This window comes from Dickeya aquatica (assembly GCF_900095885.1).
GTDB lineage: Bacteria > Pseudomonadota > Gammaproteobacteria > Enterobacterales > Enterobacteriaceae > Dickeya > Dickeya aquatica.
Window position 1 is genome coordinate 2,841,323 of the sequence record NZ_LT615367.1, and the last position, 16,390, is coordinate 2,857,712.

Genomic DNA, 16,390 nt, shown 5'->3' on the forward strand with positions numbered 1-16,390 from the left:
CGTCATGTTGCGGGTGAGTTAACCAGCCGCCTTATGCGCCTGCCAACGCTCACTCAGTGCGGTCAACTGTGCATGCGCCTGCTTCCAGCGCGGCGAGCCCAGTAATTCCTTACGCACTATCCCACCCTGATGGTAAAGCGTCTCAAGCCCCGGGACATTGACCGGCGACAGATTATCCAACACGCTGATTGCCCCCTGTCGCTGGTTACACACCAGAATCATATCGCACCCGGCATCACGCGCAGCCTGAGCACGTTCGGCATAACTCCCCAGCATCGCCGCCCCTTCCATCGACAGGTCGTCAGAAAAGATAATGCCATCAAACCCCAGTTCCTGACGCAGCACCTGCCGCAGCCAGTAAGGTGAACCGCTGGCCGGGCGCGGGTCGGCATCGGTATAAATGACGTGCGCGGGCATCACCGCATCCAGTTGCTTTCGGGCTATCAGTTCACGGAACACCCGCATATCGCGTTCGCGTATCTGCGCCAGCGGTCGCGCATCACGCGGGGTTTCTTTATGCGAATCTGCACTCACTGCGCCATGACCGGGAAAATGTTTCCCGGTCGCTTTCATACCGGCACTGTGCATCCCCTGAATAAAATGTTCAGCCACCACCAGCAGCGTGTCCGGGTCATCATGAAAAGACCTGTCGCCAATCGCCGCACTTTGATGACCCACATCCAGCACCGGGGCGAAACTGATATCGATATCCATGCTGATCATTTCAGCCGCCATCAGCCATCCGGCATCTTGTGCCAGTTGCCGGGCCTGCGCCAGCGGGTTGAGTGCGGCAAAGGATTGTGCGGCCGGCAAGGCGGTGAAGCCATGGCGAAAACGCTGCACCCGGCCGCCTTCCTGATCGACCGCCACCACCAGTCGCTCGCGCGACGCGGCACGAATCTGGCGCACCAGTTCAGCCAGTTGATCCGCATCGTGGAAATTACGGCTAAACAAAATCACGCCGCCAACCAGCGGGTGCTCCAGCACTTCTCTATCTTCAGCATCCAGTTCATAACTGGCGACATCTAACATTAACGGGCCCACGACTCTCCCCTCTCTTTTTTCAGCGCAAACGCTGATTGCATAAACGTGTGACGCAGAAACGAGGCTACTGTTGCCAGTGGTCTGCCATCTGCCGGTAAATCTCTTCGCCACTCTGCTGCCAGCGTACTTCACACCACATCAACACCAGGTAATCGACAACGTCATACCAGCCGATAACGTGGCGCAGCAACCGCGCGGGCGTCAGGCCCGGCCAGCAGGCACAGTAGTGGTGTAAAAAATCCTGCTGCTGTTGCCGGGATAACCCGGCAGAGCGAAATAGCAGCGCCAGCTCCAGGGCAATATCGCCATCAGCGGCATATTCCCAGTCAATCAGGCGATAACCGGAGGCCGTCGCCACCAGATTACCGGCATGAACATCTAAATGTAGCGGTGCGATATGCAATGGCGCGGGCAAGCGTCGTGTCGTGATGCGCTGGTAAGCGCGCCGAAGTTTAGGCGTGCGCCGGCCCGGAGCCATATTCTGCCAGTGCTGCTCCAGCAGGCGCGTCAGGGGTAGCGGATAACCATAACGTGGCCGATGATGTAATTCGGCCAGCCGTGTTGCCAGCCCGCCGTCATGCAACCAGGCAAAAAACTGTACCCTGTTCAGAACCTCGCCTGACAGCCACTCCACCAGCAGCCAGCCATCACGCCAGCACAGCGCTCGCGGCACAATCCCTTGTAAATGTCGCAGTACCCGGAACTCGCGTTGCCGGGCAATGCCCATCTGCCGCCCCTGTGCCGTTTCACCGCGAGCCAGCCAGTTTCCTGCCTCACAGTCGATACGCCAGCTCTGATTGCTAAGCCCGCCGAGCGGCTGCAACTTAAACCCGCCGCTCACGACCGCCGGGAATACCTGTTGCAACACAGCGTGAAGCCTGTCACTAGAGGCTGACACTGCCATTACCTGACCAGACAATTTCTCCGGTTTGCACCAGCATCAATTGCATCGATAACTGCGGTGACTTCACCTCACCGCTGGCATCGGCATACAACACATACTGCGCGCCGACATACCGGGCCAGCCCCACTGCCTTGCTGCGCGACTCCAGGCTATCTTCTTCAGATAACCCCAGTGATTGACGGGCCGCGCCTACCTGCTCATGGGACACCAGCGTAAACACCCCGGCCGACGCCAGTGCGTTATACAGTTCATTGGTTGCCTGTGCCGTCTGCAATGACCCATTGGTGTTATTTTTCAGTTTGTTGACAAGCAACATACTGCCTTTCGCCACCCCCTGCGTTTTCACCATCTGCGCCACCAGCGGCGCGGCGGCGGCCGACCAATTCAGCACCTGTACCTGTATTTTCGGCGGCACCGGCAGCGGCTGGCTTTGTGCTGGCGGCGTGACCGGTTTTGGCGGCGTTGGCACTGACGGCACAGCGGGTTCAATGCTCACCGGCGGTAGCTCCGTTTGTGGCGCACGGGTCGAACACCCGGCCATCACCAGCGCCATCAGCACCACGCCAAGATATTTTTTCATCTCACTCCTCGCAATTGCATCTCGGGTCTGTCTCTCAGAGAAAAAGGTAAAGCCGCACCTGGCGGGCAGATGGAGCCACCCGCGATGCCGTGACGTCAACTTCAGCATAGGCAGGCACCACCACTGTTTGAACCGGTGACACCGGCATCACCTCCAGCCCTTGCTGATCGTACCAATAGAACCGGCAGGAGACGGTGACGGGGTGGGCGGATGCATTATGAATACGGGCTGATACCTGTTGACCGGTCGGGGTCGAGCGCCATGCTGGTTCTGATACCGTGATGCCTGCGGCAACCACCGAGGCATCCAGCACCCGTGTTTGTGCGGGGTTGATAGCCAGCGAGGCGGTTTTACTGCAACCTGCCAGCATCAGCCCTATTAGTGACAGGGCAAAAAGACGCATGACCACGATTAACTGGCCAGCAGTGGCCCCAGCGGGCGACCACCCAGCAGGTGCATATGAATGTGATACACCTCTTGCCCGCCATGACGATTGCAATTAATTACCAGTCGATAGCCGTCTTGTGCGATCCCTTCCTGACGCGCAATCTTCCCGGCAACGGTTATCATGCGGCCCAATGCGGCTTCGTGTTCTGCGCTTGCCTCATTGACCGTGGGAATTAACACATTAGGGATGATCAAAATATGTGTCGGAGTACGCGGGGCAATATCACGAAAGGCCGTGACCAGTTCATCCTGATAAACGATATCAGCAGGGATTTCACGGCGGATAATTTTACTAAAAATAGTTTCTTCGGCCATAACAGAGTTCCTTTAAAAGGATCGCAATATGCGATACGGGGTGCAGTATGAGTGATAAATCCGATACTTTTCAACCCTGAATGCCCGCGCACGCGCGCATCCGTCAAGGCGGCTTAACACACTCAAAACGCCCCGCCCATCCGAAAGCAGGCACATCATGCTGGCGAAAAATCCTCATGCGCCATGCCAAGCGAACATCCGGCCTCGACTATTTTGCGCCATTCGCCATCAGAAATGGCAATACCGTGTAACTGGCGTTGCTGCTCTGCCAGGCGCTCAGGCTCACCGGCCAGCAGAATAGGGTTATCAGGATGTTGCGCACGTGATGCCCGTACATACTCCAGCATCGCCTCATATTCCTGCCGCAGCCAGCTCATCGTCACCAGTTTTGACGGGTCAATCAAAATGGTGGTCATGTTGTTAACAATAGCGCCTTCACGCGGGTTTGCCGGGTGGATAGTGCCGCCGCCAGAGAGGATGCCGGCCAGCAACTCTGCGGCCAAAATCAGGCCGCCGCCCTTGTGACGGGCGATGGGCAGCAGGGCTCCGGCCGGCTCCTCTTCCCACATTACGCGTGGGTCGGCGCTCGGCTGACCGTGGTTATCCAGCATCACCGGTTCATCAAACGTATTGCCCGCAAGCCAGGCCACTCGCGTTTTTCCCAGCGCTACCATGCTGGTGGCAAAGTCCAGAATAAAATCAGGGTGCGTTTCGCTGCCGGGAAACGCAATACAAACCGGATTCGTACCAAAACGTGCATCGCTGCCGCCAAAAGGGGCGACCAGGGGCGCGATATCACTGACATTGACAAAATGAATCGCAATCAGCCCGGCGGCGGCAGCCATTTCGCCATAGGTACCAATACGGCCAAGATGGCAGGTCGAGGAGAGTGTCATCAGGCAGACACCGGTGCTTTTGACGCGATCCATCGCCGCCTGCATCGCTTCACGGCCCGTACGCTGCCCAAACCCTCTGTCACCGCTAAATTGTAAGATGGCTCCACCATCCTGTAACAGCCGGGCTGGCGTATTAGGGTGCATAACGCCCTGCGCGATAAACTGCACGTACTCCGGTAGCATGCCGACACCGTGGCTGTCGTGCCCTTTGAGATTGGCCGCGACCAAATGACGAGTGACCACCTCGGCTTCATCCTGTTCGCACCCGACGTGGCGCAACAGGTTATACGTGATTTGTGTTAAACGACTGGCTGAAATCTGCATACCTTTCCCTTAGAACAGCATTCGGCTGTTATGTGTGTTTATGAACACAGCTTGTGATTCGTGCATTCTGTTTTTGGCCAACAGGCGTATTGGCATACTCACGAGTTATGCCAGAGTGCACTGCATCAAGCGGTATCCTACTGCCGAATCTCATCGCAGGGGAAACGATTCTGCGATGCTGGCGGGTATTTTCAGACCATAAAAAAAGGGGCCGAAGCCCCTTCTGACACCGAATAATCTCTCAGCAATGACGCTGACAAATTGTTAGTGCTGACGAATATAGTCATCCATATCGGTTTTCAGGTTATCCGATCTGGTGCCGAAGATAGCCTGCACACCAGAACCGGCGACAACCACACCTGCGGCACCCAGTCTCTTCAGTGCGGCCTGATCGACGCGGGAGACGTCGCCCACGCTGACACGCAGGCGGGTGATGCACGCATCCAGATTGGTGATGTTATCTTTGCCACCGAACGCGGAAACCAGTGAGGCCGCCATTTCAGAGCCACCCTGCGCAGTCTGCTCAGAGGCAGACTCTTCGCGGCCCGGCGTTTTCAGATTCAGTTTGGCAATCAGCACGCGGAACACGGTGTAGTACACTGCGGCATAGCACAGACCGACTATCGGGAACAGCCACAGCTTGCTGCCGTTACCACTCAGTACCACGAAGTCTATCAGACCGTGTGAGAAGCTGGTGCCATCACGCATCCCAAGCAGAATACAGATAGGGAATGCCAGACCGGCCAGCACAGCGTGGATGACATACAGAATCGGTGCGACGAAGATGAAGGAAAACTCGATAGGCTCGGTAATACCAGTCAGGAAGGCCGTCAGCGCAGCGGAGATCATGATGCCGCCCACTTTGGCGCGATTTTCCGGTTTAGCCGAATGCCAGATAGCCAGTGCTGCGGCCGGCAGACCATACATCTTGAACAGGAAGCCGCCAGACAGTTTACCCGCCGTCGGGTCACCTGCCATATAACGCGGAATATCACCGTGGAACACCTGACCTGCCGCGTTGGTAAATTCACCCACCTGCATCTGGAACGGCACATTCCAGATATGGTGCAAGCCAAACGGCACCAGGCTACGTTCAACAATGCCGTAGATACCGAACGCCAGCACCGGATTTTGGTAAGCCGCCCATTGGGAGAAAGCCTGAATCGCACTCCCCACCGGCGGCCAAATGAACGACAGCGCCACACCGATGATGATGGCAGTCAGACCGGAGATAATTGGCACAAAGCGTTTACCGGCGAAAAAGCCCAGATACTCAGGCAATTGAATACGGTAGAAACGGTTGAACATATACGCCGCGATCGCCCCTGCGATAATGCCGCCTAACACGCCCGTATCGGCCATGTGGCTACTGGCAATATCACTCGGCGACATGTGCAACACCAGTGGCGCAACCACGGCCATGGTTTTCACCATAATGCCGTAAGCCACCACCGCAGCCAGCGCAGAAACGCCGTCGTTATTGGTGAAACCCAACGCGACACCGATAGCAAAAATTAACGGCATATTGGCAAAAACCGAGTCACCTGCCTGTGCCATCACACTGGAAACTACCGCCGGCAGCCAGCTAAAGTTGGCTGAACCAACGCCCAGCAGGATACCGGCGATAGGCAGCACGGACACCGGCAGCATCAGCGACTTACCTACTTTTTGCAGGTTTGCAAATGCATTCTTAAACATAATAGAGAGTGCTCCTGAGTAATAGTGCTTGTACTTCTGACAGTTAACTTTAAAGAAGAGCCAATCCACCTTCGGATAGTCGGGATATGACTGGCATCCTCACTAATTTTTACGCAGGGTAAAATAAATGTTGCATCAAATGTTTGATAGCAGTCACGTTTCAACTCATGGGAAACCCATGTCACTATCAGAAGTCTTATAGTTTGTGATCTGACGCTGAAAATCCTCCCCTGCCACCGTGTGGCATACGCCAGAAATTGCCGGGGATATCAGCGATTAATTACGAAGCCAAAAAAAACTCGCGTATTCTCAACCAGGATCAGCCCGTGGTCAACCGTGCTGCATCAACGTGAAATAACCGAGCAAAATTTTCGGTTGTTGCGTGAGCAAGTTGCTCAAGACTGATGTTTTTAAGTACAGCCAGATATTCAGCCACATCACGGGTATAAGCAGGCTGGTTCTCTTTACCTCGATGGGGAACCGGTGCCAGCCAAGGCGAATCGGTTTCAATCAATAGCCTATCTAACGGAACATAGCGCGCTACTTCGCGCAATGCTTCAGCATTACGAAACGTGACTATTCCTGAAAAAGAGATGCAGAACCCCAAATCCAGTAATTTTGCCGCCGTTTCCTTATCTTCGGTAAAACAGTGTAGTACACCGCCGCACTCATCGGCTTTTTCTTCCCGCAAAATGGCCAGCGTATCTTCACGGGCCGCACGGGTATGCACAATCACCGGTTTGTTGAGTTCCCGGCCAATGCGAATATGTTCCCGAAAGGATGCCTGCTGCTGCGCCATATTGTCTTGCTGATAGTAGTAATCAAGCCCGGTTTCGCCCAATGCCACAACCGCAGGTGAGCTCGCCAAAGCACGCAGCTCGGAGAAGTCGTAAGGCTCATCCTGATTCAAGGGATGCACCCCACAGGAAAATGCCACATTATCACGCTCACCAATCAGCGCCGTCATCGCACGAAAACCCGGCAGCGTGGTTGCCACGGCCAGAATAAAGCCGACATCACGCTGACGCGCTTTTTCCAGCACCTCCGAGACGTCTTTGTGCAATGCCTGATAATCCAGGCCATCAAGATGACAATGGGAATCAACTAATAACATAACAATAATTATCCGGTTTTCAGGAAAAAGAAGGCAACACAGGTCGCTGTGGGGAAGACAACGCGCGTTCCCAATCCAGCAGCATTGAGGTTAATAACAGTTCACGGTTCACCCCCGTGACAGACAGTAGCTGATGCCGACACTGTAACCAGCGGCGCAGGCTGTAATGCAGTTGTTCATCGTGCATTTCCCCCCACTGAGCTATCAGCGCTAACTGGTCGCGATTAATCAGGCTATTTCGCGCCTGATGCCGCCATTTCAGCGCATCAAGCCACACGCTGCATACCCAATGGATACGTTCAGTTGCCTCATCATGGTGAAGCAATGCCAACAGCGATAATGCATCATGACGATGCACACCGTATGACAGTTGCTGACAAAGTTGCGCTCGTGCCTTCCAGCGCTCCGGCTGCAACAGGGCCAGCGCCGCGAGGGGTGCGCCGTGGCTCAGTCGCAACGCCGTCTGACTGGCCACATCATCCGATTGTCCACGCGTGCGCAACCACAGTATTGCCTGCGTTTCATCGGGCGTATCAAGGTAATGGTACAGACAGCGACTGCGCAGCGTCGCCAGCAAACGTCCCGGCTCACGGCAGCCCAGCAAGAAATAACTGTCTGCCGGTGGCTCTTCCAGCGTTTTCAATAACGCATTGGCTGCCGCTTCCGTCAGCAATTCAGCTTGCGCCAGCCAGACAATTTTTACGCCGCCCTGGCGCGATCGTTGATAAACCTGCTCCACCACCTCACGAACCTGATCCACGCCCAGGCTTTGCTTTCCCTTTTCCAGCACCAGGGGATGCCAGTCCGGGTGCGTTCCGGCACGCATCAATTGACAATCATGGCAGCGCCCACAGCTTTTACCGCCTTCTGGATGTCGGCATAACAGCCGGCGGCCCAATGCATAGACCAGCGAAGCTTCACCCATCCCTTCAGGTGCATGCAATAACACCGCGTGATGACCTCTGCCCGCCTGGTGTGAGGCCAGCCATTGCCGATAAGGCACATTCAGCCACGGATACCACTCCATCAGTTGGCAGCCTTACCCGTGATTGCCTCTCGTTGCAGCCAGCCAGACAGCGCCTGACGAATATCTGCACTGACCTCGGGCAACACCTGTGAAGCATCAATAGTAATAATATTGTCTTCCTGCAACGCCAGTTGCTGATAACGGGCTCGGGTGCGCTCGAAAAAGGCCAGAGACTCCTGCTCAATCCTATCCAGTTCACCGCGCTGGCGTGCACGTTTAAGCCCAAGCTCCGGGGAAATATCGAGATAGAGCGTAAGATCCGGGCGAAATGCGCCCAGCACCGTATCGCGCAGTGACATCAATAGCTGAGGATCAATGCCTCGCCCGCCCCCCTGATAAGCCTGAGAGGAGAGATCGTGCCTGTCACCCACGACCCACGCACCACGAGCCAGCGCCGGGCGAATTACGTTTTCCACCAGTTGCACCCGGGCAGCATACAGCATCAGCAATTCGGCTTTATCCGTGAGCGTCTCACCGGCCACACCTTGCTTAATTAACTCACGCAGTTTTTCGGCCAGCGGCGTTCCCCCCGGCTCACGCGTAAAGACGATGTCCTGAATGCCAAAAGCACGCAGTGTCTCAACAACAACGGCCTGGGCACTGGTTTTACCCGCACCTTCCAGCCCCTCGATAACGATAAATTTACTGTCCATTCTTTTCCTTCCCGGCGGCGGCTTGTGTTGAACGATAAACCTGTACTGCACGGTTATGGTCGCTCAGGTTGGTGGTGAACGTATGTCCCCCCTTACCGTCGGCCACAAAATAGAGATAGCTGGTTTTCGCCGGATGGGCAGCAGCGTCCAGCGAGGCCTTACCCGGCATCGCGATAGGCGTTGGCGGCAAACCGCTGATGGTATAGGTATTGTAGGGCGTTGCTGTCTCCAGCGCGCTGCGCGTAATGGTGCCGGTATAACTGTCGCCCATGCCATAAATCACCGTAGGATCGGTCTGTAAACGCATCCCTATCCGTAAACGGTTGAGAAAGACTGAAGCAACCTGTGCACGCTCTGCGTCAACGGCCGTTTCTTTCTCAATGAGTGACGCCATGATAAGTAACTCATAGGGCGTTTTATAGGGCAATCCTTCAGCGCGACCTTGCCACACCTCATTAAGCACTTTAGCCATACGTTGATGTGCGCGCTGCAACACGGATTTATCGCTCATACCGGCCGTATGCAGATAGGTATCAGGATAAAACCACCCTTCCGGGTTTGGCGTATCCTTTAGGCCGATACTATCCGCAATGTCCTGCGGCGTTTTATCTTCCAGCGTATGTTTCAGATAGGGTGAATTTTTGAGCGTATCCAGCCACTCTTTAAAGCGCGATCCTTCGACAAATAGCATGGAAAACTGCGCTTCTTTACCGCTGGCAAGTAATGCCAGCATGTCACGAACCGTCATCGCCGGGGTGAAGCGATAAGTACCGGCTTTAAACGCCGCCAGCTCCGGCTCCAAATGCAGGAGCGGTAACAGGCTACCGCCGTCAGGAATGATATGCTGCGACACCAGCAGATCTTTCAGTCCTTCACGATTTGTTCCGGCGGGAAGCGTAAAAAGGGTTTCCTTATCAATCGCCAGCGGAGAGCTGGCAAAACGCTGGATCTGCCCCCAGCCCCACCACGCACCGGCCGCTAACACAAGCAGAATGCCAAGGCCCCACGTTATTTTCTTCATGACCGCTTATGACTCACAATAAGGGCTCAGAAAGTCATACAACTCTCGTGAGCGATAACACCAGTTATGTGCCTGGTTCACAGGAATAATCGGCATCAGCGCATTACACACCATCACCTCGTCGGCATCCGCCAGTGTCTCTGGCGGCTCACACACAACCTGCAACGAAAAAGGAGAAGTCTGTAAGCACGCCATAATATGCTGGCGTGTCACACCATCGACGCCCGCCAGCGAAACATCCGGCGTGAAAACCTGCTTACCCTTGCGCCAGAACAAATTAGCCGCACAGCATTCCACCAGCGCCCCTGAGGTGTCAAGCACCAGCGCCTCATCGGCCCCTGCACGCTCAAGATGCATGCGGATAAGCACCTGCTCAAGCCTATTGAGGTGTTTGATACCGGCAAGCCAGCGATTTTGCGCCAGCGGCACCGGGCTGAGTGCCAGACGGATGCCTTGCTCGCGCCAATGGATATAGTGCTGAGGATAGTCAGCCAGCATCACCATCCTGACCGCTGCCTGACAGCCAGCAGGGCTATACCCTCGCCCGCCACTCCCCCGGCTAATCACCACTTTGACCACGCCCGCCTCACGGCCACTCGCCGCCTGCTGCATTTCCGCGCACAGTAGTGACCAGTCAATCTCGGGTAACAGCAACTGCTGTGCCGCCCGCTGCAAGCGCTGAATATGTCGCTCCAGCCAGACGATACGCCCATGAACGACGCGGGCCGTTGTAAAACAGCCATCGCCAAACTGTACGCTGCGATCCGAAACCGGCAGGAACTGCTCCGCTTTACCGTTAATCCACCACATTATCGCCCCTCACCGCCCACACGTGCCCGCCGGACAGGATGTCGCCTGCTCCTGCGACCTGCTGATATGCGTCAGACAAAAAAAAGCCCGGCATAACCGGGCTTTTCAAGATGAACCACATCAGACCTTACGAAACACCACGGAACCGTTGGTGCCACCGAAGCCAAACGAGTTACACAGCGTGTATTCCAGGTTGCTAACCTGACGTGCCTCGTGAGGCACAAAATCCAGATCACATCCCTCATCCGGGTTATCCAGATTAATCGTCGGCGGAACGGCGTTATCACGCAATGCCAAAATACTGAAAATCGACTCTATCGCACCCGCCGCACCTAACAGGTGGCCGGTCATGGATTTGGTGGAGCTGACCATCACGCGAGAGGCATCAGCACCGAACACCGACTTCACCGCCTGCGTTTCTGCTTTATCCCCTACCGGGGTCGATGTACCGTGCGCATTGATATAACCAACCTGCCCGGTGGTAATACCCGCATCGCGTAGCGCATTGACCATCGCCAGCGCCGCGCCAGAACCGTCTTCCGGTGGAGAGGTCATATGATAGGCATCGCTGCTCATACCAAAACCAACGATTTCGGCATAAATTTTTGCCCCACGTTTTTTGGCATGCTCATATTCTTCCAGCACCAGGATACCGGCACCATCTCCCAGCACAAAACCGTCACGATCTTTATCCCACGGGCGACTTGCCGCCTGCGGATTATCATTACGGGTTGACAAGGCACGAGCGGCACCGAACCCACCTACACCTAACGGGGTACTGGCTTTCTCTGCGCCACCGGCCAACATAACATCGGCATCGTTATACGCAATAATGCGTGCAGCATGGCCGATGTTATGCACACCAGATGTACAGGCAGTAGCAATAGAAATGGTTGGGCCACGCAGGTTAAACATAATGCTTAGATGACCTGCGACCATATTCACGATAGTTGAAGGCACAAAGAATGGACTGATTTTACGCGGGCCACCATGCACCAGCGCGCTATGGTTTTCCTCAATCAGCCCCAGACCACCAATACCCGACCCGATAGCGGCTCCGATACGGCCCGCATTCTCAGGCGTGACTTCAAGGCCAGAATCCTGCATAGCCTGAACGCCTGCTGCAATTCCGTATTGAATAAAGGCATCCATCTTGCGCGCTTCTTTGCGCGAGATGAAATCTTCACTGTTAAAGTCCTTTACTAAGCCAGCAAAACGCGTTGCATAGACACTAGTATCGAAATGGTCAATCAAGCTGATACCACTCTGACCGGCAAGCAGAGCATTCCAGGTTGACTCTACTGTGTTGCCGACAGGAGATAACATGCCAAGACCAGTCACAACTACTCGACGCTTAGACACGCTTATCCTCCAGGGAGGGAAAAAATGATTCTGAGGTAGAAGAAAACTTAGGCGGTCGGACGACCGCCTAGATATGTCCGATTACTGCTGATTAGCCTGAATGAAATCAATAGCTGCCTGAACAGTTGTGATTTTTTCAGCTTCTTCGTCTGGGATCTCGGTATCGAATTCTTCTTCCAATGCCATTACCAGTTCAACAGTGTCAAGAGAATCAGCGCCCAGGTCATCAACGAAAGAGGCATTGTTCACGACTTCTTCCGGCTTAACACCCAGCTGTTCAACGATGATTTTCTTAACGCGTTCTTCGATAGTGCTCATACTCTTAAATTTCCTATCAAAACTCGCTTTCGCGATGGTTTTCGTAGTGTATAAAATGTTGAAAAAGATGCAACAAAATCAAGACTGGTCGAACCAAGATTTTGTGCTTTTTGCAGTTTTCGCTGCAAATTAACGCAGATTACGGTGGTACTCGTTAGATCATATACATGCCACCATTGACATGCAATGTTTCACCGGTAATGTAACCCGCCTCATCAGAGGCTAAAAACGCCACAGCACTGGCGATCTCTTTGGCATCACCCAAACGGCTGGCAGGAACATTCGCCAAAATGCCCGCCCGCTGTTCTTCTGTCAATGCCCGCGTCATATCGGTTTCAATAAAACCCGGTGCCACTACGTTCACCGTAATGCCACGCGACGCCACTTCCTGAGCCAGAGATTTACTAAAACCAACCAGACCCGCCTTGGCGGCAGCATAATTCGCCTGCCCGGCATTGCCACGAGAGCCAATGACCGAACCAACGGTAACAATGCGTCCAAACCGTTTTTTCATCATAGCGCGTAATACCGCTTTCGACAGACGGAAAACGGAACTCAGGTTGGTATCCAGCACTTCCTGCCAGGCGTCATCTTTCATACGCAGCATCAAGTCATCACGGGTAATACCGGCATTGTTCACCAGAATATCAATATCCCCAAACGTTTCTTTGATGCTGGCTAATACGCTCTCGATAGACGCGCTATCGGTCACGTTTAATGCATAGCCTTTGCCCTTCGGGCCCAGCCACTCGCTGATATCCGCAGCGCCTTTCTCACTGGTTGCCGTACCGATAACAGTCGCCCCACGGGCAGCCAACGTTTCAGCAATTGCACGACCAATGCCACGACTCGCGCCCGTCACCAGGGCAATTTTTCCATCAAAACTCATTATCTTCACCGTTTTTACTGTTCAAGCGCTGCGGATAAGGAAGCAGGATCATTAATCGCTGTTGCCGTGAGACTATCAACGATGCGTTTAGTCAGCCCGGTCAACACTTTGCCAGGGCCGACTTCCAGCAAGGTTGATACGCCCTGGGTTGAGATATATTCGACACACTCCGTCCAGCGAACCGGATTGTACAACTGACGTACCAGCGCGCTACGAATAGCTTGCGCAGAGGTTTCAACACGCACATCCACGTTATTTACCACCGGAATGGCTGGCGTATTAAAGGTAATATCCTCAAGCGCCAGAGCCAGTTTACGCGCAGCCGGTTCCATCAACGCACAATGAGAGGGCACGCTGACTGGCAACGGCAGCGCACGTTTTGCACCAGCGGCTTTACAAGCCGCACCGGCGCGTTCTACCGCAGCTTTGTCGCCAGCGATAACCACCTGCCCCGGTGAATTAAAGTTGACTGGTGATACCACCTGGCCCTGTGCCGCTTCAACGCAAGCCTGAGCGATAGAGGCGTTATCCAGACCAATAATCGCGTACATGGCCCCCGTTCCTTCTGGAACGGCTTCTTGCATTAATTTGCCACGCAACTCAACCAGGCTAACAGCCTGTTTGAAATCCATCACACCTGCACACACCAGCGCAGAGTATTCGCCCAGACTATGGCCGGACATCAATAACGGCAACGGCCCACCCTGCTGTTGCCAGACACGCCACAGCGCAACCGAAGCACACAACAGTGCAGGCTGGGTTTGCCAGGTTTTATTCAGTTCTTCTGCCGGCCCTTGCTGGACAAGCTGCCACACATCGTAGCCGAGTACCGAAGCGGCTTCATCAAAGGTTTCCTTGATAACCGGAAACTGTTCCGCCAGTTCAGCCAGCATCCCCACAGACTGGGAACCCTGACCGGGAAATACCATCGCAAATTGCGTCATAGTAATAGGTCCTGAATAATCAAAAACGAATCAGAGCAGAGCCCCAGGTGAAACCGCCACCAAACGCTTCCAGCAAAATCAGCTGGCCTCGCTGAATCCGACCGTCACGAACGGCTTCATCCAGCGCAGAGGGAACAGACGCCGCCGAGGTGTTGCCATGTCTGTCCAGCGTGACCACCACTTTATCCATCCCCATGGCGAGCTTTTTAGCCGTCGCGCTGATAATACGCAGGTTGGCCTGATGAGGAACCAGCCAGTCCAGCTCACTTTTATCCAAACCCGAGGCATCCAGCGTTTCTTCAACAATATGCGCCAGTTCCGTTACGGCCACTTTAAAGACTTCATTGCCTGCCATCGAGAGGTAGGCCGATTGCGACTCATGCTCATGGCGGTCGGCATATGGCAGTGCCAACAAACTGCCATAACGACCATCTGCATGCAGATGTGTAGAGAGAATACCCGGTTCTTCCGAACGCCCGACTAATACGGCTCCGGCTGCATCACCAAACAGAATTAATGTGCCTCTGTCTTCAGGATTCAACGTTCTTGACAGGGTATCGGAGCCAATCACCAGCGCGTAGTCTACCGCTCCGTTTTTTACATATTGGTCAGCGACACTAAGCGCATAAGTAAAGCCCGCACAGGCGGCCGCAAGATCAAAGGCTATCGTATCCTTGATCCCCAACATCTGCTGGATCTGACAGGCTGAACTGGGAAACGCATGACTGGACGACGTCGTGGCAACAATGATCAGTCCCACCTGTTCTTTGTCCACTCCCGCCATGTCGAGTGCATTCTGCGCAGCCCGGTAACCCATAGACGCAACATTCTCGTCAGGTGCGGCGATACGGCGTTCGCGAATACCGGTACGAGTGACTATCCACTCGTCCGACGTATCCACCATCTTCTCTAAATCAGCGTTCGTCCTGATTTGCGCGGGTAAATAACTGCCCGTTCCGATAATCTTTGTATACATGTACGCTTAGTCACTCTTGGGTAATACAGCCTTTAGTCGCGACGCAATCCTCTCGGGAAGTTGCCGCTGCACTGCCTGCACCGCCTGTTCAATGGCCATTGCAAACGCATTCTGATTCGCTGCACCGTGGCTTTTTATGACAGTTCCACGTAATCCTAACAGACATGCACCGTTATAGTGGTCAGGGTTCAGGTGCCCAAAGCGTTTTGCCAGACGTTTTTGTACCCAACGCCCTAAAAAACGCAACCACCACGACCGTGTTTGTTGCCCGACACCCTTACCCGATGGCCCTTTTAGCAGGGACAAAAACATTCTCACTACACCTTCCAGGGTTTTTAATGTGACATTACCCACAAAACCGTCACAGACCATGACATCCGTTTTACCCGTCAGTAATTCATTACCTTCCAGATAGCCGATGTAGTGGATTGATGGCATCGCTTTTAGCTGTGCTGCGGCATCACGGATGCTGGCAAGCCCTTTCGTTTCTTCTTCACCAATATTGAGTAAAGCGACCCGTGGGTGTGCCAATCCAAGCACTTCCTCTGCCATGACAGCCCCCATCACGGCAAATTGCACCAGCATGGTGCTGCTACACGCCACATTCGCGCCCAAATCCAAAACAACACTTTTTCCATGCTGTTGATGCGGCAATAATGTGACCAGTGCCGGGCGGTCAATCCCGTCAACGGGTTTGATCAGCAACGTTGCCAGCCCCATCAACACGCCGGTATTACCCGCACTCACACATGCCTGTGCCCGCCCGTCTCTGATTAACTCCAGGGCGATACGCATAGACGTACCCCGACTGGCGCGGATAGCCTGAGATGGGCGTGCATCACCCGCGATCACCGATTCGGCAGGAACAATGTCCAAACGGGAAAGTAGGGAGAAATCGACTTTGGCAAGTAATGGGGTAAGCGCGGAAGGATCACCCACCAATAAAAGATGGAGATCTGGATTAGAAGCCAGTGCCTGCAATGATGCAGGCACTGTGACGCAGGGACCAAAATCCCCGCCCATTGCATCTAACGCCAAGGTTAGGCGCGTCAAAGTTTTTCCTTGCTA

The 16,390-nt window shown here is 54.3% G+C and carries 18 protein-coding genes; all 18 read right to left on the reverse strand.

Annotation, left to right across the window (positions count from 1 at the left end; all coding sequences use genetic code 11):
- Positions 1-18 precede the first annotated feature (18 nt).
- The 18 genes from nagZ to plsX all read right to left on the reverse strand — a co-directional run bounded on the left by nagZ (position 19) and on the right by plsX (position 16,375).
- Positions 19-1,044 carry a beta-N-acetylhexosaminidase gene (gene nagZ / locus DAQ1742_RS12785; protein ID WP_067486697.1) on the reverse strand — a complete coding sequence of 342 codons (1,026 nt, stop codon included), beginning with the start codon at positions 1,042-1,044 and terminating at the stop codon, positions 19-21.
- A gap of 64 nt (positions 1,045-1,108) precedes the next feature.
- Positions 1,109-1,948 (reverse strand): phosphotransferase, encoded by an 840-nt coding sequence (locus DAQ1742_RS12790; protein ID WP_035341144.1) that lies wholly within the window; start codon positions 1,946-1,948, stop codon positions 1,109-1,111.
- A complete protein-coding gene (gene lpoB, locus DAQ1742_RS12795) occupies positions 1,929-2,528 on the reverse strand; it encodes a penicillin-binding protein activator LpoB (protein ID WP_035341142.1) in 600 nt (199 codons plus the stop codon). The genes DAQ1742_RS12790 and lpoB overlap by 20 nt, the downstream gene beginning before the upstream one ends.
- Before the next feature lie 34 nt (positions 2,529-2,562).
- The gene (locus tag DAQ1742_RS12800; protein WP_035341140.1) at positions 2,563-2,931 is read right to left on the reverse strand and encodes a YcfL family protein; all 369 of its coding nucleotides are present in this window, start codon (positions 2,929-2,931) and stop codon (positions 2,563-2,565) included.
- An 8-nt stretch (positions 2,932-2,939) separates the two neighbouring features.
- The gene (gene hinT, locus DAQ1742_RS12805; RefSeq protein WP_035341138.1) at positions 2,940-3,290 is read right to left on the reverse strand and encodes a purine nucleoside phosphoramidase; all 351 of its coding nucleotides are present in this window, start codon (positions 3,288-3,290) and stop codon (positions 2,940-2,942) included.
- A gap of 155 nt (positions 3,291-3,445) precedes the next feature.
- A complete protein-coding gene (locus DAQ1742_RS12810) occupies positions 3,446-4,510 on the reverse strand; it encodes a malate/lactate/ureidoglycolate dehydrogenase (RefSeq protein ID WP_180706140.1) in 1,065 nt (354 codons plus the stop codon).
- Positions 4,511-4,774: 264 nt separating this feature from the next.
- Entirely contained in the window at positions 4,775-6,208 is a 1,434-nt protein-coding gene (gene ptsG, locus DAQ1742_RS12815; protein ID WP_035341132.1) for a PTS glucose transporter subunit IIBC, read from the reverse strand.
- Between the two features lie 319 nt (positions 6,209-6,527).
- Entirely contained in the window at positions 6,528-7,322 is a 795-nt protein-coding gene (locus DAQ1742_RS12820) for a metal-dependent hydrolase (protein ID WP_035341129.1), read from the reverse strand.
- Between the two features lie 19 nt (positions 7,323-7,341).
- Positions 7,342-8,349, reverse strand: a complete 1,008-nt coding sequence (gene holB, locus DAQ1742_RS12825; protein WP_035341126.1) for a DNA polymerase III subunit delta' — start codon at positions 8,347-8,349, stop codon at positions 7,342-7,344.
- Complete coding sequence (gene tmk / locus DAQ1742_RS12830; RefSeq protein ID WP_035341124.1) at positions 8,349-9,002, reverse strand: dTMP kinase; 654 nt, start codon at positions 9,000-9,002, stop codon at positions 8,349-8,351. The genes holB and tmk overlap by 1 nt, the downstream gene beginning before the upstream one ends.
- The gene (gene mltG, locus DAQ1742_RS12835; RefSeq protein ID WP_035341120.1) at positions 8,992-10,023 is read right to left on the reverse strand and encodes an endolytic transglycosylase MltG; all 1,032 of its coding nucleotides are present in this window, start codon (positions 10,021-10,023) and stop codon (positions 8,992-8,994) included. The genes tmk and mltG overlap by 11 nt, the downstream gene beginning before the upstream one ends.
- Positions 10,024-10,029: 6 nt before the next feature.
- The gene (pabC, locus tag DAQ1742_RS12840) at positions 10,030-10,833 is read right to left on the reverse strand and encodes an aminodeoxychorismate lyase (RefSeq protein ID WP_035341117.1); all 804 of its coding nucleotides are present in this window, start codon (positions 10,831-10,833) and stop codon (positions 10,030-10,032) included.
- A gap of 120 nt (positions 10,834-10,953) precedes the next feature.
- Positions 10,954-12,195 carry a beta-ketoacyl-ACP synthase II gene (fabF, locus tag DAQ1742_RS12845; protein ID WP_035341115.1) on the reverse strand — a complete coding sequence of 414 codons (1,242 nt, stop codon included), beginning with the start codon at positions 12,193-12,195 and terminating at the stop codon, positions 10,954-10,956.
- An 81-nt stretch (positions 12,196-12,276) separates the two neighbouring features.
- Positions 12,277-12,513, reverse strand: coding sequence for an acyl carrier protein (gene acpP, locus DAQ1742_RS12850; RefSeq protein WP_012765204.1), 237 nt, complete (start codon positions 12,511-12,513; stop codon positions 12,277-12,279).
- A 154-nt stretch (positions 12,514-12,667) separates the two neighbouring features.
- Positions 12,668-13,402, reverse strand: coding sequence for a 3-oxoacyl-ACP reductase FabG (gene fabG / locus DAQ1742_RS12855; protein WP_035341114.1), 735 nt, complete (start codon positions 13,400-13,402; stop codon positions 12,668-12,670).
- A 14-nt stretch (positions 13,403-13,416) separates the two neighbouring features.
- Positions 13,417-14,346 carry an ACP S-malonyltransferase gene (gene fabD / locus DAQ1742_RS12860; protein WP_035341111.1) on the reverse strand — a complete coding sequence of 310 codons (930 nt, stop codon included), beginning with the start codon at positions 14,344-14,346 and terminating at the stop codon, positions 13,417-13,419.
- Between the two features lie 19 nt (positions 14,347-14,365).
- The gene (locus tag DAQ1742_RS12865; protein ID WP_035341108.1) at positions 14,366-15,322 is read right to left on the reverse strand and encodes a beta-ketoacyl-ACP synthase III; all 957 of its coding nucleotides are present in this window, start codon (positions 15,320-15,322) and stop codon (positions 14,366-14,368) included.
- Between the two features lie 6 nt (positions 15,323-15,328).
- Positions 15,329-16,375 carry a phosphate acyltransferase PlsX gene (gene plsX / locus DAQ1742_RS12870; RefSeq protein ID WP_035341106.1) on the reverse strand — a complete coding sequence of 349 codons (1,047 nt, stop codon included), beginning with the start codon at positions 16,373-16,375 and terminating at the stop codon, positions 15,329-15,331.
- Positions 16,376-16,390: the final 15 nt, after the last annotated feature.

Excerpts from the sequence above, each read along its gene's own strand:
- fabG (WP_035341114.1), bottom strand. The coding sequence starts at position 13,402 with ATGAGTTTTGATGGAAAAATTGCCCTGGTGACGGGCGCGAGTCGTGGC.
- DAQ1742_RS12800 (WP_035341140.1), bottom strand. The coding sequence starts at position 2,931 with ATGCGTCTTTTTGCCCTGTCACTAATAGGGCTGATGCTGGCAGGTTGC.
- hinT (WP_035341138.1), bottom strand. The coding sequence starts at position 3,290 with ATGGCCGAAGAAACTATTTTTAGTAAAATTATCCGCCGTGAAATCCCT.
- DAQ1742_RS12790 (WP_035341144.1), bottom strand. The coding sequence starts at position 1,948 with ATGGCAGTGTCAGCCTCTAGTGACAGGCTTCACGCTGTGTTGCAACAG.
- acpP (WP_012765204.1), bottom strand. The coding sequence starts at position 12,513 with ATGAGCACTATCGAAGAACGCGTTAAGAAAATCATCGTTGAACAGCTG.
- lpoB (WP_035341142.1), bottom strand. The coding sequence starts at position 2,528 with ATGAAAAAATATCTTGGCGTGGTGCTGATGGCGCTGGTGATGGCCGGG.
- mltG (WP_035341120.1), bottom strand. The coding sequence starts at position 10,023 with ATGAAGAAAATAACGTGGGGCCTTGGCATTCTGCTTGTGTTAGCGGCC.
- ptsG (WP_035341132.1), bottom strand. The coding sequence starts at position 6,208 with ATGTTTAAGAATGCATTTGCAAACCTGCAAAAAGTAGGTAAGTCGCTG.
- pabC (WP_035341117.1), bottom strand. The coding sequence starts at position 10,833 with ATGTGGTGGATTAACGGTAAAGCGGAGCAGTTCCTGCCGGTTTCGGAT.
- tmk (WP_035341124.1), bottom strand. The coding sequence starts at position 9,002 with ATGGACAGTAAATTTATCGTTATCGAGGGGCTGGAAGGTGCGGGTAAA.
- holB (WP_035341126.1), bottom strand. The coding sequence starts at position 8,349 with ATGGAGTGGTATCCGTGGCTGAATGTGCCTTATCGGCAATGGCTGGCC.
- DAQ1742_RS12865 (WP_035341108.1), bottom strand. The coding sequence starts at position 15,322 with ATGTATACAAAGATTATCGGAACGGGCAGTTATTTACCCGCGCAAATC.
- DAQ1742_RS12810 (WP_180706140.1), bottom strand. The coding sequence starts at position 4,510 with ATGCAGATTTCAGCCAGTCGTTTAACACAAATCACGTATAACCTGTTG.
- DAQ1742_RS12820 (WP_035341129.1), bottom strand. The coding sequence starts at position 7,322 with ATGTTATTAGTTGATTCCCATTGTCATCTTGATGGCCTGGATTATCAG.
- fabD (WP_035341111.1), bottom strand. The coding sequence starts at position 14,346 with ATGACGCAATTTGCGATGGTATTTCCCGGTCAGGGTTCCCAGTCTGTG.